Raw genomic sequence first — 22,040 nt, 5'->3', positions numbered from 1 at the left:
AGGGCGGCCCCGGGTTCGCCGGGCGGCGGGAAATGGCGAGGGTCGTGGTCCGTCCGCGGGCACGGCAGCCGATCTCGGTGGACGGTGCGGCGTGCGCCTTTGTAGATTCCGGTGACCGAACCGCCCCAAGGAGCACCGCGATGAGCAGAGAACACGGCTACCAGGTCACCGTCACCTGGAGCGGCACCACCGGCGAGGGCTACCGGGCCTACGACCGCGGCCACGACATCACCGCCGACGGCAAACCCGTGATCGCCGCCACCGCCGACCCGGCGTTCCTCGGCGACCCCTCCCGCTGGAACCCGGAGGAGCTGCTGGTGGCCTCGCTGTCGCAGTGCCACATGCTGACCTACCTGGCGTTGTGCGCGCGGCACCGCATCACCGTCACCGGCTACCGCGACACCGCGACCGGCCGGATGGCCGAAACGCCGGACGGCGGCGGGCACTTCACCGAGGTGACCCTGCACCCGGTCGTCACCGTGGCGACGGCGGAGGACGCCGAGCGGGCCACCGAGCTGCACCACCGCGCGCACCAGTTGTGCTTCATCGCGAACTCGGTGTCGTTCCCGGTCCGGCACGTCCCGGAGACCAAGATCGCCTAGGGTGTGTTCCGGTGGTGCCGGTTGACGGCCACCGCACGCGGCACCACCGCTGGGCACACCGCGTTCGATCAGCCCTCGATCCAGGCGAGCGGGTCCGCGACCACCCGCGCGATCACCCGTCCCGCCGCGCCACGCAGCGCCGCATCCGGGCCCAGCCGCGACAACCGCACCGTCAGCCCGGGCCCGAGCCGGCCCACCACCGCGCGCCGGAACGCCTCGCCCAGACCCGCCAGCCGGCCACCGAGCACGATCGTCTCCGGCGCGAGCAGGGCGCGCACCCCGATCAGGGCATCGGCCAGGGCCTCACTCGCACGGTGCAGCGCCCGCAGCGCCGCCGGGTCCTGCTGCCGGACCCGGCCCGCCAGCGGTTCCTCGCCGCCCAGCAGCCGCGCCACCCCGGCGTCCGCCAGCCCGGCGGCCTCCGCCATCGCCGCGCGGCCGGCGTAGCGGTCCAGGCACCCGCGTCCGCCGCACGGGCACGGCTCGCCGCGGCGGCGCACCGGCACGTGCCCGAGATCGCCGGCGAGCCTCGCGGCCGGGTCGAGCGGCGCGAGCCCGATCACCTCCTCCCCACCCAGGTACAGCCAGTCCCGTGCCGCCCCGGCCTGGTACTCCGCCAGCGCCGCGCACGCCACCTCACCGGCCACCAGCACGTCCAGCCCGTGCAGGTCGAGCGCCCGCAGCTCGGCCACGACCAGCCCCCGCACGTCCACCCCGTGCCAGCCCAGCGGCAACGCCGAGACCAGGCCCCGCGACACCGTCCCGCCGACCGCGACCCCCACGCCCGCGACCAGCCGTCCGGCGGTGGTGGCCTCGTCGAACAGCTGCCGCAGCACCGGACGGGCCGCGCGCACCCCGTCCGGCGCGCCCGCCCCGGCCACGTCGAACCGCCGCAGCTGCCGGGCGAGCGGGCGCCCGGACAGGTCCAGGAGCACGCCCGCGATGTGCCCTGAGCCGAACTCCAGGCCGAGCGCGACCGGCCCGTACGGGTCGAGCACGAGGCGCCCGGCCGGCCGGCCCGGTGCGTGCCCCGGCTCCGGTCCGAGGTCGCGCACCAGCTCCGCCCCGGTCAACTCCGCGACCAGGCTCGACACGGTCGCCTTCGTCAGCCCGGTCCGCCGCGCGAGCTCGACCCGCGACACCGGGGCATCCCGGGCGATCGACTCCATGACCAGGGCGACGTTGTGCCGCCGCATCGCCTGCGCACCCATCGCCTCCACATTCGTCAGTTTAGTGAATTGACGAATTCTGGTCAGCGGTGCGCGGACCGGATAGACAGGCGGCACGACGACGTGGCGTGAAAGGCGGTCCCCATGGCTGAGGTCAGCTACCGGCAGGCGTCGCGGCTCTACCCCGGCTCGCCGCCGGTCCGGGCCGTGGACAGCCTCGATCTCGACATCGCCGACGGCGAGTTCCTGGTCCTGGTCGGCCCCTCGGGGTCGGGCAAGTCGACGGCGCTGCGGATGCTCGCCGGGCTGGAGGACGTCGACGAGGGCGCGATCCACATCGACGGCAAGGACGTCACCGCGATCCCACCGAAGGACCGCGACATCGCGATGGTGTTCCAGTCCTACGCGCTCTACCCGCACATGACGGTCGCCGAGAACATGGGCTTCGCGCTCAAGCTCAAGCGCGTGTCCAAGGCCAAGATCGCCGAGCGGGTGCGCGAGGCGGCGGCCCTGCTCGACCTGACCCCGTACCTGGACCGCAAACCGAAGGCGCTGTCCGGCGGGCAGCGGCAGCGGGTCGCGATGGGCCGCGCCATCGTGCGCGAGCCGGCCGTGTTCCTGATGGACGAGCCACTGTCCAACTTGGACGCCAAGCTGCGGGTGGAGACCCGTGCCAACATCGCGGCGTTGCAGAAGCGCCTGGGCACCACCACCATCTACGTCACGCACGACCAGGTCGAGGCCATGACGATGGGCCACCGGGTCGCGGTGCTCAAGGACGGCAAGCTCCAGCAGTGCGACACGCCGCGCAACCTCTACGAGCGGCCGCGCAACGCGTTCGTGGCCGGTTTCATCGGCTCGCCGGCGATGAACCTGAAGACCGTCACCCTCAGCCCCGAGGGCGCGCGGCTCGACGGGCTGACCGTGCCGCTCCCCCGCGCGACGATGGCCGCCGCCCGCTCGGCCGGGGTGGAGTCGGTGACGCTGGGCCTGCGGCCGGAGTCGCTGCGCCTGGCCGGTGCCGGTGAGCCGGCGGCGAAGCTGGTCGTCGACCTGGTCGAGGAGCTGGGCGCCGACGCCTACATCCACGGCGGGGTGAAGATCGGCGGCCGCGTCGAACGGTTCGTGGTCCGCACCGGCGGACGGCGCCCGCCGCAGCTGGGTGAGACCGTCGAGATCGCGGTCGGCGCCCCGGACGAGGTGCACGCCTTCCACCCGGAAACGGGCGAGCGGCTGCCGACGGCGGGCTGAGCACGAACACGGCACCGGGGGCCGGGTGGCGCCGGCTGCCCGGCCTCTTGACGGTGGGCACACCCCAGAATAAGTTATTCCGGAAAACAAAACCGGAGGAGCTTGCCATGGTGCGCCGACCGATCCCCGAGGACAAGTTCTCCTTCGGCCTGTGGACCGTCGGCTGGACCGGCACCGACCCCTTCGGCGGGCCGAGCCGGCCGGCGTTGGATCCGTGGGAGTACGCCGGCAAGCTCGCCGAACTGGGCGCGTGGGGCATCACCTTCCACGACAACGACGTCTTCCCCTTCGACGCCGACCCGGCCACCAGGCGCAGGCTCACCGGACGGCTCAAGGACGCGGCGGACCAGGCCGGCCTCGTCATCGAGATGGTCACCACCAACACCTTCAGCCACCCGGTGTTCAAGGACGGCGGCCTGACCTCCAACGACCGGGGTGTGCGCCGCTTCGCGCTGCGCAAGGTACTGCAGGCGGCCGACCTGGCGGCCGAGATGGGCGCGACCACGTTCGTGATGTGGGGCGGGCGCGAGGGCGCCGAATACGACGGCGCCAAGGACCTGCACGCCGTGTTCGAGCGGTACAAGGAGGGCCTGGACACCGTCGCCGGCTACATCAAGTCGCAGGGCTACGACCTGCGCATCGGCCTGGAGCCGAAGCCGAACGAGCCGCGCGGCGACATCTTCCTGCCCACTGTCGGCCACGCCCTGGCGCTCATCGCGCAGCTGGAGCACGGCGACATCGTCGGCCTCAACCCGGAAACCGGGCACGAGCAGATGGCGGGCCTCAACTACACCCACGCGCTGGGACAGGCGCTGTGGAGCGGGAAACTGTTCCACCTCGACCTGAACGGGCAGCGCGGGCTCAAGTACGACCAGGACCTGGTGTTCGGCCACGGCGACCTGATCTCCGCGTTCTTCACCGTCGACCTGCTGGAGAACGGGTTTCCGGGCTCCCCGGACGCGCCCCGCTACACCGGGCCGCGGCACTTCGACTACAGGCCGTCCCGCACCGAGTACCTCGACGGGATCTGGGACTCGGCGCGGGCCTGCATGGCGACGTACCTGATGCTGGCGGAGAAGACGAAGGCGTTCCGCGCCGACCCCCGCGTGCGGCGGGCGTGGGAGCGGGCCGGCGTGCTCGAGCTGGCCGAGCCGACACTCGCCGCGGGCGAGTCGGTGGCGGACTTCCTGGCCGCCGACGACGGTTTCGACCCCGGGAAGGCCGCCCGGCGCGACTTCGGGTTCGTCCAGTTGCAGCAGCTGGCGCTCGAACATCTGCTCGGCTGATTTAGTCCATCCGCTGAACGAAATCTCTGGCCCGGTTAGGATCGGGGCCGTGACCGTCCCCGGCCCGCAGACCAGCGCACGTCAGTCCAGCCTGCGGGCGAACAACCTCGCGCTGGTGGCGCGGACCGTGTGCGCGTCGGCCCGGCCGCTGTCGCGGGCGGACGTGGCGGCGGCGACCTCGATGACCCGCACCACGGCGACGCGGCTGGCCGACGAGCTGGTGGCGGCCGGGGTGCTCGGCGAGATCGAGCCGGCCGGCGGCGGCCGGCGCGGGCGGCCGGCCACTCCCCTGGTCCCCGGGTCCCGGCTCGCCGCGCTGGGATTGCAGGTCAACGCCGGGTTCCTGGCGGTGCGGGTGATCGACCTGCGGGGCCGCGTGGTCGCCGAGGCGCTGGAGCACGCGGACCTGGTGGACAGCGACCCGGCGGGCGCACTGGCCCGGCTGGGCACGCTGGCGGCGCGGGTGCTCGGCGGGCTGCCCGGCGAGCTGCGGCTGGTCGGCGCGGGTCTCGCGCTGCCCGGCATCGTCGCCGTGGGGGACGACACCCTGTTGCGCGCCCCGAACCTCGGCTGGTCCGGCGTGCGCCCGGCGGATCTGCTGGACCCGGCCGCGGTGGCGGGACTGCCGCTGCGGGTGGGCAACGAGGCGAACCTGGCCGCTCGCACGGTCGCCGAGGTCGCGCCCGGCCGCCCCGGGCCGTTCGCCGACTTCGTGTACCTCTCCGGCGAGATCGGTATCGGCGGCGCGGCGGTGGTGGGCGGTGCGGTGATGACGGGGCGGCACGGGTGGGCCGGGGAGATCGGGCACGTGTGCGCCGACCCGGCGGGCCCGGCGTGCCGGTGCGGGTCGACCGGCTGCCTGGAAACCTACGCGGGCCGGGACGCGCTGCTCGCCGCCGCCGGGTTGCCGGCCGCCTCCACCCCGGCGCACCTCGCCGAGCTGGCCGCGGCGGGCGACGCCCGGGCACGGGCGGCGGTGACGGCGGCGGCCCAGGCGCTGGGAGTGGCGCTGGCCGGGGTGATCAACGTGCTGGACATCCCGACGGTGGTGCTCGGCGGGCACCTGGCGCAGGTCGCCGACCTGCTGCGGCCGGAACTGGCGGGCCGGCTGCGCGCGCGGGTGCTGTCCGCCAGGTGGACCCCGCCGGCGATCCACGCGGCGCCGGACCACCCCGCTGCGGGCGCGACCGGCGCCGCCTACCGCGAGCTGGCCGCGGTCCTGACCGACCCGGTCCGGTGGCTCGGCTGAGCGCCGTGGGCAGGTCGTCCAGCCCGGCGGGAAGGGCTGCGCGGCGGCCCCGCGTCACGCAGCGGAACAGGCCGCCCACCGGCGGGCATGGCGATCATCACGCACCCCGGTTCGCCGGTGGCCGGCGCGCTGGGGGAAGCTGGGTGCAAGGTCCAGTACCCGTCGCTGGGAAGGGAGAGGGCACGCCGGCGCCCCCATGGTGAGTGAATCCGACCGTCTCGCTTCCGCGTTGCCCACCGGGCTGGACGCGGGCTGGGACGATGCCCCGTACCCCGCCGTGCTCGCCGGGCCGGACGGTACCGTGCACGCGGTCAACCGGGCCGCGCGCATCCTCTTCCCCGCACTGCGCCCCGGCGCCCTCCTGGCCGAGTCCGCGTGCGAGTGGCTGTGCGCCGCCCACGCGGCCGCCGAGCCCACGGCCGCGAGCGGCTGGATCGGCGACCAGACCTTCGACGCGCGCCCCGTCCCGCGCCCCGGCGGCGCGGTGACGTGGTGGCTGGCGGAGACCGGCGACCTCCGCCGGGCGCGGGAGGCCCTGCGGCTGGAGCGCAAGCGCACCACGTTCCTCAGCAACGCCTCGAACGCGCTGCTCGGCTCCCTCAACGTGCAGCGCATCATGGAGGTCGCCGCGGACCTGGCCGCCGGTCATCTGGCCGACGCCGCGTGGATCGTCGCGCCGGGCACGCGCCGCCGGTACCCGGCCGTCGGGTGCGTGCGCGGCGAGCACCCGCGCCCGGTCCTGCTCGAGATCGACCCGGACGAGCTGCCCGGCCTCGCCGAGGCGCTGCAAGGGTTCCCGCCGGTGCCCTCCCGCTGGATCGACCCGGCGCAGGCCCCGTCGTGGATCGTGCCGGACGGGTTCGGTGACGCCGGCTCCGTCGTGGTCACCCCGCTGCCCGGGCACGGCGTGCCCGCGGGCGCGCTGATCCTCCTGCGCCACACCGAACAGCAGGCCTTCAGCGCGGACGAAGAGGTGTTCGCCCGGCTGTTCGCGGCCCGGTCGGGTGCGGCGATGTCCGCGGCGCGCCTGTTCGAGCAGCAGAGCGCGGTCACCGACACGCTCACCGAGGAGCTCCTGCCGCCGGTGCTGCGGCAGATCGACGGTGTGGGGTTCGCCGGGGGCTACCGTCCCGCCCAGGACGGCGACCGGCTCGGCGGCGACTTCTACGACGTGCACCGGACCGCGGGCGGCGAATCCCTGGCGCTGCTCGGCGACGTGTGCGGCAAGGGCCTGCAGGCCGCCGTGCTCACCGGCAAGATCCGCAACACCATGCAGGCGCTGCTGCCGATGGCGGACGATCACGCCCGGATGCTCCGCCTGCTCAACTCCTCGCTGCTGAGCTCGCGGCACACCCGGTTCGCGACGCTGGCGCTGGCATCGGCCTCCCGCCGCGGCACCGAGGTCCGGTTGCGCGTCACCAGCGCCGGGCACCTGCCGCCGCTGGTGGTGCGCGCCGACGGGCGGGTCGAGGAGGTGACCTGCCGGGGCAGCCTGATCGGGGTGCTGCCGGAGATCGACAGCTCCACCGAGGAGGTCGTCCTCGCGCCGGGCGAGACCTGCCTGCTCTACACCGACGGCATCACCGAGGCCCGCGGCGGACCGCTCGGCGGGGAGATGTTCGGGGAGGACCGGCTGCGCCGCGTCCTCGCCGAATGCGCCGGAATGCCCGCCGAGGCGGTCGTGGAGCGCGTGCAGATGCTCGCCACCGAGTGGGTGGGCGGCGGCGCGCACGACGACATGGCGCTGCTCGCCATCACCGCCCCGCGGGTCACCGGTGGGTGAGCGCATGCCCGGTGCCGCGGTCCAGCCGGCCGGCACCGGCGGAACCACGGGTTACGCCGAGCGGCTCTGGCACGCCGTCCTCGACGGTGACCAGCGCGGCGCCACCGGGACCGTCCTCGCCGCGCTCGCCGGTGGCCTCGATCCGGAGTCCGTGCTGCTGGACGTGATCGGCGCGGTGCAGCGCCGCGTCGGGCAGGAATGGGCGGCCAACCGCATCAGCGTCGCCCAGGAGCACACCGCGACGGCGATCAACGAACGGGCCATCGCCGGTCTGGCCCGCGAGGCGCCGCGGCCGGCGGCGCGGCTCGGCCGGGTGACGGTGTCCTGTGTGGACGGTGAGTGGCACGCCCTGCCGGCACGCCTGCTGGCCGAGGTGCTCGAGCTGCGCGGGTTCCGCGTGAACTACCTGGGCGCGCAGGTACCCGCCCAGCACCTGATCACGCACCTGCACCGGACCAGCCCGGACGCGGTGGCGCTGTCCAGCTCACTGCCGACCCGGCTCCCGGCCGCGCACGCCACGATCACGGCCTGCCAGGCGGCGGGTGTCCCGGTGATCGCCGGTGGTGCGGCGTTCGGGCCGGACGGCCGGTGGGCGCGGTTGCTCGGCGCGGAGGCGTGGGCGCCGGACGCCCGCACCGCCGCGGACCGGCTCGCCGGGGATCCGCTGCCCCGGCCGCGCGCCGCGCACCAGCCCATCGACGACCTGCCGCACCTGACCGACCAGGAGTACACCCTGGTCCGCCGCAGCTCCCCGCAGCTGGTGCGGGCGGTGTACGCCGGGCTCGAGCAGCGGGTGCCGGGGATGCGCGGGTACACCGAGCTGCAACGGCAGCACACGACCGAGGACCTGGCGCACATCGTCGATTTCCTGGCCGCCGCCCTCTACACCGGCGACGCCTCGCTGTTCACGTCGTTCCTCACCTGGACGGCGGACATCCTCACGGCGCGCGCGGTGCCGGCCGGTTCGCTGGTCCCGGCGCTGGACCTGCTCACCGGCGAGCTGCGGGACTTCCCGCGCGCCGCAGTGCTGCTGGAACGGGCGCGCACCGGGCTGGCCGGGCACCTGGCGGCCGGCCGCTGAACCCGACGATTCGCCGCGGTGTTCGCGGCCGCCGTGCTGACACCGCTGGTCACCTTGACGCCGAGCACGCCGACGCCATCGGGCGCATCGCCTCTCGGCACGGAAACGACCTCATCGACTTGCGCACCTACCTGCCTACCGGCGGCAGCCCCGGGGGCGCGGGCATCTTCCCGGACGACCGCGTCCAGCTGCCCGGCGCCGGACACCGCGTCGGCGCCGCCATGTGGACGCTGCTCCGGGCCGCCGGCTGCATGCGAGCGCTCAGGAGTAGATCTCGGCGACCACGTAGATCAGGATGCCCGCGACGCCCGTGGCGCGGGTGCGCAGCAGTTCCCGGTCGCTGAACTCGCGGAATCCGCCGCCCTCCCGCCGCTCGGACGACTCGCGCGCGGACACCGGGTTGATGAGCATCCAGAGCCCCTGCGGCACCAACACGAGTCCGAAGATGACGTCGTACACCCCCACCGGATTCCTCCTTCTCGGTCCGGGGTTGGACGCGGAACCGGCGGTCGCGGTTCCGCGCCCGTATCCCCGCTGGCGAGTGGACCGGGTTGCAGGTGACCGGCCCCAGTAACCGGTGACCGGCCCGCCGCGCGTGGTGCCGCCGGTGTCCGCAGCGCCGTCGGGAGGGCCGGGCGTGGCCCGGCCGGCTCTGGCCGCGGCGCCGGGCCTGGCCGTGTGCGTCACCCCGCTACCGCCCCGGCGCAGCCGCTCCGGCGGCGGCACTACCGGTGCCCGGGTCAGGGCTACGCGTCGCCGGGGCGTCCGCGGCGGGGCGGCCCGCACCGCGCCCGAGCGTGCCGGGCTTCGTGGCGCCGCCTCCCCTGCCGTGCGCAGCTGCACCGGCATTCGCCGCGCCAGGGCCGGTGCCGGTGCCATCCGCGGCCGTCGTCGGCGCGGGGCGGTGGGGCCGGCCCGGCCCATCGGCGGCGCCATCGCGATCGGCCTTGGTGGTGAAGTCGCCCTTCCCCGCGCCCGCGGGCTTTCCGGCACCGTGGCCACCGGCGTTGCCGTGGCCGTCCGGGGCTGTCCCCGGGGTCGGGCGGTGGTACCGGCCCGGCGCATCGGCGGCGCCACCGCGATCGGCCTCGGTGGTGAAGTCACCCTTCCCGGCCCCGTTTCCGCGCCCGCGGCCATAGCCGTTCGCCGGGCCCGCGCCGGGCGCCGTGCCGCCGGGCGAGCCGTCGGCCGTGGCCGTGCCGGGGTTCGTCGCCATGCCACGTCCGGCGGTGCCCTCGACCGGCGCGATACCGCCGGTTTCCGGCTGCGCTCCGGTGGGCCGTTGAGCGGCGGGTCCGCGCCGCACCGGGGCGGCCGGGGCGGGCACCGCCGACGTCCCGGCCACGACCGGCGCTGCTGCCGCGATTCCGGGCGGCGGCTCCGCGGTCACCACCGGCCCGGTCACCGCCGCCACGGCGGCGAGCGTCGCCGCCGCCGCGACCTTCGACAGCGCCGCGGACGCCCCGCCCCACACCGCCGACGCGGCGGGAGCGCCACCGGCGGCGACCGAGGCGGCTTCCCCGGCGGGCGCGGCCGGCCCGCCGCCGAGCAACCGTCCCAGCAGCGGGACCAGCGCGGGCAGCCCGCCGTTGACCCGCTCCAGGACGGCGGCGATCCGGTGGCACTTGGGGCACCGCGCGAGGTGCGCCGACACCGCCTGCCGCTGCCGCGCGGTGACCTTGCCCCGGGTCCACGCCGGCAGCCGCCGCCGAACGGTGCGGCACTTCTCGGTGCCCGCGGCGGGCACGTGGGCCTGCAGGAACGCCTGCCGCAACCCCTCGCGCGCCCGCAGTGCGAGCGCCGCGACCCCGTTGGCCGTCATCCCGAGCTCACCGGCGAGCTTCCCCGGCCCGGTGCCGAGCATCTCGGTGTGCCACAACACGTACCGCCAGCGCGGGGGCAGCGTCTCGAACGCCGACCGCGCCACCTCACCGGTCAGCCGGTCGATGACGATCTCCTCGACCCCCGGGGCGCCCTCGTCGCAGGTCGCGGCCCACGGGTCGCACCGCTCACGACGGCGGCCCCAGTCCATGGCCAGGTTCCGCAACGTCACCAGCAGGTACGGGCGGAACCGGTCGGCCGGACCGGCCCCGTCCCGGATCGCCGCGAACACCCGCAGGAACGATTCAGCCACCAGGTCGTCGACCTCGGCCCGGTCCCGCCACAACATCGCCGCCACCCGGCGCGCCGCCGGCAGGTGCCGCCGGAAGAGCGTGTCGTACGCGGCCAGATCGCCGCCGCGGACCGCCCCGATCAGTTCGGCGTCGGCGTCCGTGTCCCCCGCCATGGTCCTCCTCGTCCCCCGGGCCCTCACCCGAGGAGACTCCGCAGTCCCGCGTTTCGTCACCGGACAGCCTCCCACGCGGAGACAACCGGCGGGAAGCGATCAGCGAAACCCGGCCGACCGCCGCCTCCCGGGCACCACGCCCGGGCGCCGCGGGCAGCGGCGCAACCGCCCGGGGAATCAGCTCGTCGGGCGCCGGCGGGCCTGTTCGGCCGGGCGGCCGGGACGGGCGGTCACCCGTTCCTGGTACGGGATCGCGTAGGTGGCCAGGTGCTGACGCACCGCGGCGGCGTCGGCCGCGCCCGCCGGCCCCGCCTCCGGGGCACGGCCCGCGAACACGTCACCGACGAACCGGGCCACCTCGGGCGGCGGGGGTAGCAGCTCGCGACCGAAGTAGCGCACCACAGTCAGCTCGTGTCCCGCGGTCACCTCGATCGCGACCGCCCAGCCGTCGTTCTCGTTCCACACCAGCGCCGTGTCCTCGCCGGGGTGCTCGGGCAGCCGGTCGTCCAGGGCGATGTAGGCGTAGGCCGGCGCCGGGTCCACGTGCGCGTAATAGGCCTCGCCGCTGCAACCCAGCTCCTGGGCGACCGTGTTGACGTAACGGCGGAGCCCGGAGGCCGCCGCGTGCTCGTATTCCAGGTGCATCTCACACCCCGTTGAGTGAGTAGTCTGCCGTCCGGGCGGACTACCACCTGACCGGGTGAGCAAACCATTTCAGCTGGACACGCTTCGTCCCGATGAGGACCGGGTCAGTCCGCGGGGTCGTAGTCCAGGTTGGGGCGCAGCCACTTCTCGATCTCCGCCTGCGGCACGCCACGCCGCCCGGCGTAGTCGCGCACCTGGTCGCGGCCCAGCCGGCCGACCGTGAAGTACCGCGACGCCGGGTGCGCGAAGATCAGACCGCTCACGCTCGCCGCGGGCGTCATCGCGAACGACTCGGTCAGGCCGAGCCCCAGCCGCGCCGCCCCGAGCAGGTCGAACAGCTCCCGCTTCTGGCTGTGGTCGGGGCTCGCCGGGTACCCGAGCGCCGGGCGGATCCCGCGGAACCGCTCGGCGTGCAGGTCCGCCAGCGACGGCTGCGCGTCCGGCTCGAACCACTCCCGCCGGGCCTGCAGGTGGAGGTACTCGGCGAAGGACTCGGCCAGCCGGTCGGCCAGCGCCTTGACCATGATCGCGCGGTAGTCGTCGTGGCGGGACTCGTAGTGGCGGGCCAGCTCCTCCGCGCCGTGCACGGTCACCGCGAACCCGCCCAGGTGGTCCCCGGCCGGCGCGATGTAGTCGGCCAGGCACCGGTTCGCGCGCCCCTGGGGTTTGGACGTCTGCTGGCGCAGCATCGGGAAGCGCACCCCGCCCTCGAGCACGATGTCGTCGCCCTCGCGGTGCGCGGGCCAGAACCCGTAGGCGCCGCGGGCGGTCAGGCTGCCGTCCGCGATGATCTGGTCCAGCAACGCGTTCGCGTCGTCGAAGAGCTCACGCGCGACCGGTTGCTCCAGGATCGCCGGGTACTTCCCCTTGAGCTCCCAGGCCAGGAACAGGAACTGCCAGTCGATCATGTCCCGCAGCGCCGGCAGGCCGGGCTCGACGGTCCGCACGCCGGTGAACGACGGCACCGGCAGCTCGTCGAAGGACACCCGCTCCGGGTTCGCGCGGGCCTGCTGCAGCGTCAGCATCGGGCGGCGCTGCTTGCCGGCGTGCTGCTCACGCAGCCGCTCCTGCTCCGCGCGGTTGGCGTGGTCCAGCGCGCTCGCGCGGTCCGGGTCGAGCAGGTCCGACACCACCCCGACGACCCGGGAGGCGTCCAGCACGTGCACCGTGGTGTGGTCGTAGGCCGGGGCGATCCGCACCGCGGTGTGCTGGCGCGAGGTGGTCGCACCGCCGATCAGCAGCGGGACCTTCAGACCACGCCGCTGCATCTCCGTGGCGACCGTGACCATCTCGTCCAGCGACGGCGTGATCAAACCGGACAGTCCGATCGCGTCGGCGTTCTCGGCGACCGCGGTGTCCAGGATCTTCGCCGCGGGCACCATCACGCCGAGGTCGATCACCTCGTAGTTGTTGCAGCCCAGCACGACACCGACGATGTTCTTGCCGATGTCGTGCACGTCGCCCTTCACGGTGGCGAGCACGATCTTGCCCTGGCCGCGCTCGGCCTGGACCTGCCCCGCGGCCCGCAGCTGCTCCTTCTCCGCCGCCATGAACGGCTCCAGGTAGGCGACGGACCGCTTCATCACCCGCGCGCTCTTGACCACCTGCGGCAGGAACATCTTGCCGGCACCGAACAGGTCGCCGACCGTCTTCATGCCGTCCATCAGCGGGCCTTCGATGACCTCGAGCGGGCGGGCGAAGCTCTGCCGTGCTTCTTCGGTGTCGTCCTCGATGTGGTCGACGATGCCGTGCACCAGCGCGTGCCGCAGCCGCTCGGCCACCGGCGCCTCCCGCCAGGTGAGGTCCACCACGCGTTTGCGGCCCTGGCCGCGGACGGTCCCGGCGTAGGAGACCAGCCGGTCGGTGGCGTCCGGGCGGCGGTCGAACAGCACGTCCTCGACCAGCTCCAGCAACTCGGCCGGGATGTCCTCGTAGACGGTGAGCTGGCCGGCGTTGACGATGCCCATGTCCAGTCCCGCCCGCACGGCGTGGAACAGGAACGCCGAGTGCATCGCCTCGCGCACCACGTCGTTGCCGCGGAAGGAGAACGACAGGTTCGAGATGCCGCCGCTGGTGCGCGCCCCCGGGCAGCGCTGCTTGATCAGCGGCAGCGCGTCGATGAACGCCTTGGCGTAGCCGTTGTGCTCGGCGATGCCGGTGGCCACGGCCAGCACGTTGGGGTCGAAGATGATGTCCTCGGGCGGGAAACCGGCCACGCGCGTGAGCAGGTCGTAGGCGCGGCCGCAGATCTCCACCTTGCGTGCGCAGGTGTCGGCCTGGCCCTGCTCGTCGAACGCCATCACGACGACACCGGCGCCGTAGTCGTGGATCCGGCGGGCCTGCTGCAGGAACTGCTCCTCGCCCTCCTTGAGGCTGATCGAGTTGACCACACCCTTGCCCTGCACGCACTTGAGCCCGGCCTCCAGCACGCTCCACCGCGAGCTGTCGATCATGACCGGGATGCGGGCGACCTCCGGTTCGGTGGCGATGAGGTTGAGGAACGTGGTCATCGCCCGCTCCGAGTCGAGCAGGTCGGCGTCCATGTTCACGTCGAGCAGGTTGGCACCGCCGCGGACCTGGTCCAGCGCGACGTCCACCGCCGCCTGGTAGTCACCGGATTCCACGAGTCGCCGGAACTTCGCCGAGCCGGTGACGTTGGTCCGCTCGCCGATCATCACGAACCCGGTGTCCGCGCCGAGGTCGAACGGCTCGAGCCCGCTGAACCGGGTGTGCGTGCGGGGCGGCGGGACCACGCGCGGGGCCGCACCGGCGACCGCCCCGGCGATCGCGGCGATGTGCTCCGGGCCGGTGCCGCAGCAGCCGCCGACGATGTTGACCAGACCGCTGCCCGCGAACTCGCCGAGCATGCGCGCGGTCTCGGCGGGGGTCTCGTCGTAGCCGCCGAAGGCGTTGGGCAGCCCGGCGTTCGGGTGGCAGGCGACGTAGGTGCCGGCCAGCTTCGCCAGCTGCCCGACGTGCGGGCGCATCTCCTCGGCGCCCAGCGAGCAGTTGACCCCCACCACCAGCGGGCCGGCGTGCTCGACGGCGCTCCAGAACGCCTCGACGGTCTGCCCGGACAGCGTGCGGCCGGACAGGTCGACGATCGTCACCGAGATCCACAGCGGCAGGTGCGGGGCGACCTCCCGGGCCGCGGCGATGGCGGCCTTGGCGTTGAGCGTGTCGAAGATCGTCTCGATCAGCAGCAGGTCGACGCCGCCCTCGGCGAGCGCGGCGATCTGCTCGGCGTAGGCGTCGCGCACCTCGTCGAAGGTGACCGCCCGGTAGGCGGGCTCGTCGACCTCCGGCGACAGGGACAGGGTGACGTTGAGCGGGCCGATCGATCCGGCGACGAACTTCCCGCCGGCCTCGTCGGCGGCCTGGCGCGCCAGGCGGGCGCCGCGCACGTTCATCTCGCGGACCAGGTGGCCCAGCCCGTAGTCGGCCTGGCCGATGCTCGTGGCCGTGAACGTGTTGGTGGTGGTGATGTCCGCGCCCGCGGCGAGGTAGCGCCGGTGCACGTCGAGGATCAGGTCGGGCCGCGTGAGGTTGAGCAGGTCCGGGTCGCCGGTGACGTCGCGCGGGTGGCCGGTGATCAGATCGCCGCGGTAATCGGCCGGGGTCAGGCCCGCCCCCTGCAGCATCGTGCCCCAGGCGCCGTCCAGCACGGCCACCCGCCGGTCCAGGATTTCCCGCAGTGCCGCGATCGTGTCCACCCGCGCCCTCCCATCGATCGGGAGGCGCCCTTGGTAGGAATGGAAGGGCCGAGCGTGGCGGACCACGGGTCCGTTGCAGCGCCTCTCGGCCTGCGGCCACGGTACTAGACGCCGGCCGGGCGCACCAAGGCCGTTCCGCGATGTGGGCGCCCCCGCACACAGCACGGCGGGCCGGCTTCCCCAAGCCGGCCCGCCGTCGGAGACCGCCTGCCCTTCACGGCCCCGACCGGCCGGGCATCGACCTCCCGCGGGCACCATCCCCCGACGGAACCCGCTTTCCCCGCCGTGCGGTGCCCCGAGCACCCGCACGTGCTCCACCAGTATGCGCCTGAACCGGCCCGGTCGGGCAAGGCCGAAGTCCCCAAAGTGAGGACTTTGTGCCATTGCCGTCCACAGTGGATCTTCCTCCCCGGCTGGGCCGACGGCGTTCGCGGTACCCGACGGGCACGCGGGCTACCCGTGGGGAACCGATGCGGCGCGGACCCGGCCGGGCGGACCGCCGGTCCCCGTCGATGCTCGGCTGCCGGCCCGGACGGCAGTGTCCGGGCGCGGACCGGACGGAAACCGGCATCCCGCCGGGCGGCGGCGCCGGTGACCGCCGCACCGGCAGGGCCTGCGGCCGCCGGCGCGGAAGCCGTGGCGGGTGGGAACGCGGTGCGACCGGTGGCCGGTCGGGTCCCTCCGGATGTCCGGGTGGGCGAGTCCGCTGGACACGCGGCGGCCCGCGGACGGACGTCACCGCGGTCGGCGGGCTGTCCGGCTCGCCCCCGCGCAGCCGGGGGACGATCGAGCAGTACGCCGCCGGAGCGGTCGGGTCCGGCGGCGCCGGTCGCCGTGAGCGTGCGGCCGGCCCGGGTGCTCGCGGGGCGCCCGGCCCCGACCGGTGCGGCACCCGGCGCGATCGCCTCACCCGGTGAGATCGCCACCACCCGGATCCGGCACGCCAGCCACGTTCCGCGCGAGGGGCGCCGCGGGTGCCGCACCGGCCGGTACGTGCGATGCGCCCGGCGGCCCGCGCCGGCCCCCGGCCGAGCGCGCGGTGCGGGAGGTCGTCCCCGTGCGGACCCCGGACTGCCGGGCCACCGGCGTGCCCGCGGCCGTCCCGCGCCCGCGCGCAGCGGCGGGCCCGTGCCTCCGGGAGGCCGGCTCAGGCCAGTTCGCGGCCCGCCCACCGGGTGCGGATGCGCCGCCAGGCCAGCGCGTAGGGTTCGGCCGGATCACCCGGCCGCACCGCGCCGTTCGCGACGTCGGAACGGGAGCGGGCGAGCTCCTGCTCGGCGAGCGAACGCGGTACGTGGAGCACCTCGACGATCTGCCAGAAGAGCTCGTCCGGCCCGGCTTCGGTCCCGTCAGCCATGCTCGCAGGATGGCCGCTCGCGCCGCAGAGCGCCACCGCAACGGCCGATTCCACGCGATCGGACCCCTGCCGGGTCACGAGACGACCTCCTCCGCGGCGTCCTCAGCGGCCGGCCGGGCCTCGTCACCACCCTGCACGTCGGCCCAGTCCAGCCCGATCGCGGCGACGACGTCGTCGAAGATGGGGGTGCGGTCGCTCATCGGGCGCCCCACGGGTCCGGCTCGGCACACATACGTTCCCCTCCAGCGTCGTGTACGCCCACGCGAGGTCGGAAATTAGCACGCGTCCACCGGCAGCCGCCACGCGAAATCCCAAGAACGGGGGATACCGGGCGCGGGGACCGGCGACGTCCACAGAGGAGTGCGGCGCCCCCGGGACGGGGAATCCACGCACTCGTGCGCCGTGCCCGGCACGGCGCACGAACCGGTCGCCACGTCGCCCGGCATGCCGGGCAACCAATGGCCCACGTGCCGGGCACCGCACCGGCGATGGAGCGGGTGTGCACAGCCGCACGACGGAATGGCCGGTCCACGAGGCCGCACCAGAGGCAAGTCCATGTTGGACAGTGGCTGCGTGCTACCCCGGCTCGACGGCGAAGATCTCCAAGTCGCGCGGCGTGCCCTTGGCGCGGAACCGGCGCTTGCGGCGCACCGGGAACCGCTGCGGGTCCAGGGCCTCGCGCACCGGAGCGGAGATCAGCACCTGGCCGCCCGCCGCGGCGTCGGCCACCCGCGCCGCCACATTGACGTCCACACCGAGGTAGTCGTGGCCCAGTTTGCGCGGGGTGCCGGCGTGCAGACCGGCCCGCAGGCTCGGCCGGTGCCCGGAGATCTCCAGCTCCGCCACCCGCGCACACGCCGCCACCGCGGCCTCGACACCCGCGGCGGGATCCGCGAACACCGCCATCAGCCCGTCGCCGAGGCGTTTGACGATCCGGCCGCCGCGGCGGGTGATCTCCGGCTCGCAGACGCGGCCGACCTCACGCAGCAGCCGCAGCGCCGCGTCGTCCCCGGCGTCCAGCGCCCACGTGGAAAAACCGACCAGGTCGGTGAACAGGATGGTGATCCCGGCGGTCTCGGTGGCGCGCCGCGACGCGGTGAACGCCTGCCACACCTGCACCGCGGTCAGGCCGAGCTCACGGAGCACGCTCGGCTCCGCGGTGCCGGCCAGAGCGCGGGCCAGCCGGTGCGACGGCAGCCGGCCCGCGGTCGACAGCGGATCGCCCATCTCGCTGTCGCCGGGAGCGAGCCGCCGCACGAACCGCGCGGTGCGCAGCAGGCTCTCGTGCCGGTCGACCTCGCGCAGCGCCTGGCCGAGCCTGCTGCGGCGGTCGCCGGGGGCCTCGTCGGTCACCGGCCCAGGATAGTGGCCGGGCGATCAGCCGCCGCAGGCGGAATCCGCGCGGCGGGCCGGGTTCAGCGGTCGCCCTCACCGCGTGCGGCCAGCGCCTCCCCCAGCTCGTCGGCGTGCCGCAGGGTGCGTACCAGGAACGGAACGGTGAACGCGACCACCGACCGGTCCGCCCCGCGCGCCTTGGCCGCTTCGCGGACCTCACCCGCGATGGCGGTCAGCGCCGCGACCGCCTGGAGCGTCAGGCCGGCCAGCAGACCGAGCCGCTCCGGCCGCACCCCGAACCGCCGCAGCGGGCCGAGCCCGCGCTCGATCGCGGCGATCAGGTCCGCCACCCGTGTGGTGATGGTCACCAGGTTCGCGGCGGCCAGCGCGGCGACGATCCGCAGGCACACCACCACCGCCGGTTCGAGGCCGAGCAGCCACCACTGCAACGCGAACACCACCACCACGAGCAGCCCGGCCGACCGCAGCAGCCCCCGGCACCGCCGCCACGACACCCGCGCCAGCACGTACCCGGCCAGCGCCGCACCGCAGAGCACCCCGAGCCACAACGGGGACCGCAGCACGAAGACCACCGCCGCGAGCACCAGCAGCAGCCCGAACTTCACGCCCGCCGGGGCACGGTGCACCGGGCTCGTACCCGGTTCGTACCAGGTGTTCACGCGATCAGCTTCCGGTAGTGCGCGATCGCCGGTTCCGGCTCGTCGTCGGCCACCACCCGGCCCGCGTCCAGCACCACCACCCGGTCGAAACCCGCCAGCAGGTCCAGGTCGTGCGTCACCAGCACCACCTGCTGATCCAGCCCGGCGAGCGTCTCGGCGAAGCGCCGCTTGTTGCGCAGGTCCAGCAGTGTGGTGGGTTCGTCGCAGACCAGGATGTCCGGCTCCAGCACCAGCATCGCGCACAACGCCAGCAGCTGCTTCTGCCCGCCGGAGAGCTGGTGCGCCGGGTGGTCGGCGTACCCGCCGAGGCCGTGCCGCTCCAGCACCTCCGCGGCCCGCCGGGAACGCTCCGTTGTAGACAGTCCACTCCGGCGCAACGAGAAGGCCACGTCCTCCCCGGCGGTGGGCATCACGATCTGGCTGTCCGGGTTGGTGAACAGGAACCCGACCCGCCGCCGCACCGCCCGGCCCTCGTGCGCCGGATCCAGGCCGTCGACCAGCACCCGGCCGGACACCGGGGTGACCAGGCCGTTGATCATGCGCGCGAGGGTCGACTTGCCGGACCCGTTGGCGCCCACGAACGCCACCCGCCGCTGCGGGATCCGCAGATCCACATCGGACAGTACCACCCGCTCGCCGTAGCGGTGCCCGACGCCGTCGAACTCGATCATCCGGTCTCCCACATCGTCGCCACGCCCACGCCGCCGCCCGCGGACAACGCGGCCAGGCCGCATCCGCCCGCGCGCCGCCGCACCAGTGTGCCGAACAGCCGCACGACCAGCACGGCGCCGGAGGCCCCCCACGGGTGCCCGAGCGCGATCGCGCCGCCGTCCGGGCTCACGATCCGCTCGTCGACACCGGCCGCGTCCAGGCAGGCCAGTGCCTGCCCGGCGAACGCCTCGTTGAATTCCACCACGTCCGGCGTCCGGTCCAGCACGCGCCTCATCGCCGGCACCGCACCCAGCCCGAGCCGGTTCGGGTCCACCGCCGAGGTCGCGGACCCGGTCAGCCGCAACCCGGGCACCCCGAGCCGCCGCCACACCCGCTCGCTGACGATCAGCACGGCCGCCGCGCCGTCGTTGATGCCGCACGAGTTGGCCGCCGTCGCCGTGCCGTCCGGCGTGAACGCGGGCCGGAACCGGGCCAGCCGGTCCGCGGTGAAGTTCGCGCGCGGGCGCTCGTCGCGCACCACCCCGCGCACCGGCACGATTTCCGCGTCGAACCGGCCGGCGCGCTGCGCCGCGACGGCCCTGGCGTGGCTGCGCGCGGCGAAGGCGTCCTGCCGCTGCCGGGAGATGCCCGCCTGCGCCGCCACCAGGTCCGCGGCCGGGCCCATGTCCGGGTCGCCGATCTCGGCGGGGGCGAACGGTGCCCGCGTGTAGAACTCCCCCGGCTCGGTGCTGCCGTCCACGCGCCAGGCGCGGAACGGCGCGGTCGAGGCGCTTTCCACGCCGCCGGCGAGGTAGACCTCGCCCTCCCCCGCGCGGATCATCGCGGCGGCCAGGGTGATCGCGGCGAGGCCGCTGGCGCACTGCCGGTCGATCGTCACCCCGGGCACCCCGGCACCCAGACCCGCGCGCAGCGCGGCGACCCGCGCGACGTTGCCCCCGGGGCCGAACACGTTGCCCAGCACCACGTCGTCGACGGTGTCCAGGCCGGCGTCGTCGAGTGCGGCGCGCAGCACGGGCGCGGCCAGCTCGTCGGCGCCGACGCCGCGCAGCGCACCGAACGCGGTGCCGATCGCGGTGCGCCGGGCGGCGACCACCACCGGCGTGGTCATGTCAGCGGCTCCGCGGGGAACGTGCCGCCGGCGAGCTGGTCCGCGACGAGCGCGCGAGCCGGTTTGCCGGAGGGGGTCCGCGGCAGCTCCGCGACGACGAGCCAGCGATGCGGCCGGTACGCCGGAGCCAGCCCCGCGCGCGCGACCGCCCGCAGGTCACGCAGCCGCGGCCGGCCTTCCACGATCGCGGTGACCAGCTCACCGAACCGCGGGTGCGGGGTGCCGGTGACGAGCACGTCGTCGACGCCCGGCGCGCTCCGCAGCACGGCCTCGACCTCCTCGGCGGGGACCAGGCGCCCGCCGCTGGACACCACGGATCCGGCCCGGCCGCGCACCACCAGCGCACCTGAGGCGTCGAACTCGACGAGATCACCCACCGTGGACCAACCGCCCGACGGGCGCAGGTCCCCGTCGATGAGCTGCCCGGAGCAGGCCAGCGGCGAGCGCACCCACAGCACCCCGTCGCGCACCTGGAGGTCAACGCCCGGAACTGGGCGCAGACCGCCGTCGCCGCGGCGGATCGCGATCAGGGAATGCTCCGCCGAGCCGTAGTACTCGATCAGCTCGGCGTCCGGCAGCACGCGTGCGAACCGGGCGCGGACCTCGTCACCGAGGTGCGCGCCACCACACACCACCGTCCGCAGCGTGCCGGGTCCGCCGCGCCGTTCCAATGCCGACAGCAGCGCCGACAGCATGGCCGGCACGAGGTGCACGGTCGCGGCCCCGGCGCGAGCGGCGGCTTCGGCGTCCCAGCGCGGCAACGTCGTCACCTGCTGCCCGCACCACAGCCCGTGCAGCGCGGCGAACAGGAACAACGACGAGCTGAGCGGCCCGGGCGCGAGGACCGGCCCGGGCAGCGGCCCGAGCGCGGCGAAGCTGCGCAGCCAAGAGTCGCGGGTGCGGACGAGGACCTTGGGACTGCCGCTGCTGCCCGACGTCGTCGCGAGGTAGAAGAACGTCCCGCCCGAGCCGGCCGGCGCCACCGGCTCGCCGGGTGGCGCGGCCACGCCGGTGACCACCAGGTCGGGGCCGGCGGCGGCGAGCACCGCGGCCCGCTCCCGCGGCGTCCAGGACGGTTCGACCACCAGTGCCGCGGCGCCCAGCAGGTCGGCACCGAGGAACCACGGGAGCACGTCCGGCACGTCCAGCGCGACCCGGGAGTGCTCGCCGACGCCCCGCTCGGCCAGCCACCGGGCCGCGCCGTGGGCGCGCGCGTCCGGCACCACGCCGCCGGTCACCGGGGACATCATTCGCTCCGGGACGCCGATCCCACCAGCTTGCCGGGCAGGGCGCGGTGCACCACGGCGGCGATCAGGGCGACCGCGACGACCTTCGCCACGTCGCCGGGCACGAACACCAGCGACTGCACCGCGGCGGTGCCCAGGTTGCCCAGGTAGACACCGAGGTAGGCGATGCCGAACACGTAGTCGACGAGCAGGCCGGCCGCGGCGGCGAGCAACAGGACGGGCAGGTTCGCGCGCTTGAACCGCGCCACGATCAGGCCCGCGAGCAGCGCGGACGGGATCCAGCCGACCAGGAAACCGCCGCTGGGCCCGACGAACGGCGCGATCCCGCCGCGACCGCCGGACAGCAGCGGCAGCCCGATCGCGGTCAGCGCCAGGAACAACACGACCGACGCGGTGCCGCGGCGTGCGCCGAGCACGCACCCGGCGAGCAGCGGTCCGGCGTTCTGCAGCACGATCGGCACGGCGGAGCCGCCGACGTACAGGCCCGGGAAGAGCCCGAGCACGGCGATGAAGGCGGCGAACACGACCGTGCGGGCGAGGTCACCGGCGGGGAGAGTGGCGCGTGGTGCTGGCAC

19 protein-coding genes and 1 riboswitch are annotated in these 22,040 nt (G+C 74.8%); of the genes, 6 read left to right on the top strand and 13 right to left on the bottom strand.

The window, feature by feature from the left end; genetic code table 11:
- Positions 1 to 140 precede the first annotated feature (140 nt).
- Complete coding sequence (locus FHX45_RS00345) at positions 141 to 602, top strand: OsmC family protein (RefSeq protein ID WP_167095929.1); 462 nt, start codon at positions 141 to 143, stop codon at positions 600 to 602.
- Between the two features lie 68 nt (positions 603 to 670).
- Here FHX45_RS00345 and FHX45_RS00340 read toward each other — a convergent pair whose 3' ends face one another.
- The gene (locus FHX45_RS00340; RefSeq protein ID WP_167108131.1) at positions 671 to 1,813 is read right to left on the bottom strand and encodes an ROK family transcriptional regulator; all 1,143 of its coding nucleotides are present in this window, start codon (positions 1,811 to 1,813) and stop codon (positions 671 to 673) included.
- A gap of 102 nt (positions 1,814 to 1,915) precedes the next feature.
- On the opposite strand from FHX45_RS00340, the gene FHX45_RS00335 reads away from it, so the two are divergent.
- The 5 genes from FHX45_RS00335 (at position 1,916) to FHX45_RS00315 (ending at position 8,421) form a co-directional block, all read left to right on the top strand.
- Positions 1,916 to 3,022, top strand: a complete 1,107-nt coding sequence (locus FHX45_RS00335) for an ABC transporter ATP-binding protein (RefSeq protein ID WP_167095927.1) — start codon at positions 1,916 to 1,918, stop codon at positions 3,020 to 3,022.
- 107 nt (positions 3,023 to 3,129) lie between these two features.
- Positions 3,130 to 4,308: a xylose isomerase gene (gene xylA, locus FHX45_RS00330; protein ID WP_167095925.1), complete on the top strand. Its 1,179-nt coding sequence runs from the start codon at positions 3,130 to 3,132 to the stop codon at positions 4,306 to 4,308.
- A gap of 49 nt (positions 4,309 to 4,357) precedes the next feature.
- Entirely contained in the window at positions 4,358 to 5,557 is a 1,200-nt protein-coding gene (locus FHX45_RS00325) for an ROK family protein (protein WP_167095923.1), read from the top strand.
- A gap of 196 nt (positions 5,558 to 5,753) precedes the next feature.
- Positions 5,754 to 7,340: a PP2C family protein-serine/threonine phosphatase gene (locus tag FHX45_RS00320; RefSeq protein WP_167095921.1), complete on the top strand. Its 1,587-nt coding sequence runs from the start codon at positions 5,754 to 5,756 to the stop codon at positions 7,338 to 7,340.
- A 4-nt stretch (positions 7,341 to 7,344) separates the two neighbouring features.
- Positions 7,345 to 8,421, top strand: coding sequence for a cobalamin B12-binding domain-containing protein (locus FHX45_RS00315; RefSeq protein ID WP_167095919.1), 1,077 nt, complete (start codon positions 7,345 to 7,347; stop codon positions 8,419 to 8,421).
- Between the two features lie 261 nt (positions 8,422 to 8,682).
- Here FHX45_RS00315 and FHX45_RS00310 read toward each other — a convergent pair whose 3' ends face one another.
- The 12 genes from FHX45_RS00310 to FHX45_RS00260 form a co-directional block, all read right to left on the bottom strand.
- Positions 8,683 to 8,886 (bottom strand): DUF6199 family natural product biosynthesis protein, encoded by a 204-nt coding sequence (locus tag FHX45_RS00310; RefSeq protein WP_167095917.1) that lies wholly within the window; start codon positions 8,884 to 8,886, stop codon positions 8,683 to 8,685.
- 226 nt (positions 8,887 to 9,112) lie between these two features.
- Positions 9,113 to 10,708, bottom strand: coding sequence for a sigma-70 family RNA polymerase sigma factor (locus FHX45_RS00305; protein WP_167095915.1), 1,596 nt, complete (start codon positions 10,706 to 10,708; stop codon positions 9,113 to 9,115).
- Positions 10,709 to 10,885: 177 nt separating this feature from the next.
- Positions 10,886 to 11,353 carry a DUF6292 family protein gene (locus FHX45_RS00300; protein WP_167095913.1) on the bottom strand — a complete coding sequence of 156 codons (468 nt, stop codon included), beginning with the start codon at positions 11,351 to 11,353 and terminating at the stop codon, positions 10,886 to 10,888.
- A 104-nt stretch (positions 11,354 to 11,457) separates the two neighbouring features.
- On the bottom strand, positions 11,458 to 15,066 hold the full coding sequence (metH, locus tag FHX45_RS00295; RefSeq protein WP_167095911.1) for a methionine synthase: 3,609 nt from the start codon (positions 15,064 to 15,066) through the stop codon (positions 11,458 to 11,460).
- Between the two features lie 15 nt (positions 15,067 to 15,081).
- Positions 15,082 to 15,159: riboswitch (S-adenosyl-L-homocysteine riboswitch) on the bottom strand.
- A 1,054-nt stretch (positions 15,160 to 16,213) separates the two neighbouring features.
- On the bottom strand, positions 16,214 to 16,423 hold the full coding sequence (locus tag FHX45_RS00290; protein ID WP_167095909.1) for a hypothetical protein: 210 nt from the start codon (positions 16,421 to 16,423) through the stop codon (positions 16,214 to 16,216).
- Between the two features lie 74 nt (positions 16,424 to 16,497).
- The gene (locus FHX45_RS28270) at positions 16,498 to 16,623 is read right to left on the bottom strand and encodes a hypothetical protein (RefSeq protein WP_279588830.1); all 126 of its coding nucleotides are present in this window, start codon (positions 16,621 to 16,623) and stop codon (positions 16,498 to 16,500) included.
- Positions 16,624 to 16,999: 376 nt separating this feature from the next.
- On the bottom strand, positions 17,000 to 17,776 hold the full coding sequence (locus FHX45_RS00285) for an adenylate/guanylate cyclase domain-containing protein (RefSeq protein ID WP_167095907.1): 777 nt from the start codon (positions 17,774 to 17,776) through the stop codon (positions 17,000 to 17,002).
- A gap of 62 nt (positions 17,777 to 17,838) precedes the next feature.
- Positions 17,839 to 18,438 (bottom strand): CbiQ family ECF transporter T component, encoded by a 600-nt coding sequence (locus tag FHX45_RS00280; protein WP_167095905.1) that lies wholly within the window; start codon positions 18,436 to 18,438, stop codon positions 17,839 to 17,841.
- Entirely contained in the window at positions 18,435 to 19,109 is a 675-nt protein-coding gene (locus tag FHX45_RS00275) for an energy-coupling factor ABC transporter ATP-binding protein (RefSeq protein WP_167095903.1), read from the bottom strand. Before FHX45_RS00275 ends, FHX45_RS00280 begins: the two co-directional genes overlap by 4 nt.
- Positions 19,106 to 20,218 carry a thiolase family protein gene (locus FHX45_RS00270; protein ID WP_167095901.1) on the bottom strand — a complete coding sequence of 371 codons (1,113 nt, stop codon included), beginning with the start codon at positions 20,216 to 20,218 and terminating at the stop codon, positions 19,106 to 19,108. The genes FHX45_RS00275 and FHX45_RS00270 overlap by 4 nt, the downstream gene beginning before the upstream one ends.
- Positions 20,215 to 21,465 (bottom strand): class I adenylate-forming enzyme family protein, encoded by a 1,251-nt coding sequence (locus FHX45_RS00265; protein WP_208405751.1) that lies wholly within the window; start codon positions 21,463 to 21,465, stop codon positions 20,215 to 20,217. The genes FHX45_RS00270 and FHX45_RS00265 overlap by 4 nt, the downstream gene beginning before the upstream one ends.
- The gene (locus FHX45_RS00260; protein WP_167095899.1) at positions 21,465 to 22,040 is read right to left on the bottom strand and encodes a biotin transporter BioY; all 576 of its coding nucleotides are present in this window, start codon (positions 22,038 to 22,040) and stop codon (positions 21,465 to 21,467) included. The genes FHX45_RS00265 and FHX45_RS00260 overlap by 1 nt, the downstream gene beginning before the upstream one ends.

It is taken from the genome of Amycolatopsis granulosa, from assembly GCF_011758745.1.
Classification (GTDB): Bacteria; Actinomycetota; Actinomycetes; order Mycobacteriales; family Pseudonocardiaceae; genus Amycolatopsis_E; species Amycolatopsis_E granulosa.
The sequence above is the reverse complement of the archived record's forward strand: the minus strand, read 5'-3'. Positions and strand labels throughout refer to the sequence as shown.

Coding starts and splice junctions, on each gene's coding strand:
- xylA (WP_167095925.1), top strand. CDS start 3,130: ATGGTGCGCCGACCGATCCCCGAGGACAAGTTCTCCTTCGGCCTGTGG.
- FHX45_RS00290 (WP_167095909.1), bottom strand. CDS start 16,423: ATGGCTGACGGGACCGAAGCCGGGCCGGACGAGCTCTTCTGGCAGATC.
- FHX45_RS00300 (WP_167095913.1), bottom strand. CDS start 11,353: ATGCACCTGGAATACGAGCACGCGGCGGCCTCCGGGCTCCGCCGTTAC.
- FHX45_RS00320 (WP_167095921.1), top strand. CDS start 5,754: ATGGTGAGTGAATCCGACCGTCTCGCTTCCGCGTTGCCCACCGGGCTG.
- FHX45_RS00265 (WP_208405751.1), bottom strand. CDS start 21,465: ATGTCCCCGGTGACCGGCGGCGTGGTGCCGGACGCGCGCGCCCACGGC.
- FHX45_RS00335 (WP_167095927.1), top strand. CDS start 1,916: ATGGCTGAGGTCAGCTACCGGCAGGCGTCGCGGCTCTACCCCGGCTCG.
- FHX45_RS00340 (WP_167108131.1), bottom strand. CDS start 1,813: ATGGGTGCGCAGGCGATGCGGCGGCACAACGTCGCCCTGGTCATGGAG.
- FHX45_RS28270 (WP_279588830.1), bottom strand. CDS start 16,623: ATGAGCGACCGCACCCCCATCTTCGACGACGTCGTCGCCGCGATCGGG.
- FHX45_RS00275 (WP_167095903.1), bottom strand. CDS start 19,109: ATGATCGAGTTCGACGGCGTCGGGCACCGCTACGGCGAGCGGGTGGTA.
- FHX45_RS00305 (WP_167095915.1), bottom strand. CDS start 10,708: ATGGCGGGGGACACGGACGCCGACGCCGAACTGATCGGGGCGGTCCGC.
- FHX45_RS00315 (WP_167095919.1), top strand. CDS start 7,345: ATGCCCGGTGCCGCGGTCCAGCCGGCCGGCACCGGCGGAACCACGGGT.
- FHX45_RS00345 (WP_167095929.1), top strand. CDS start 141: ATGAGCAGAGAACACGGCTACCAGGTCACCGTCACCTGGAGCGGCACC.
- FHX45_RS00270 (WP_167095901.1), bottom strand. CDS start 20,218: ATGACCACGCCGGTGGTGGTCGCCGCCCGGCGCACCGCGATCGGCACC.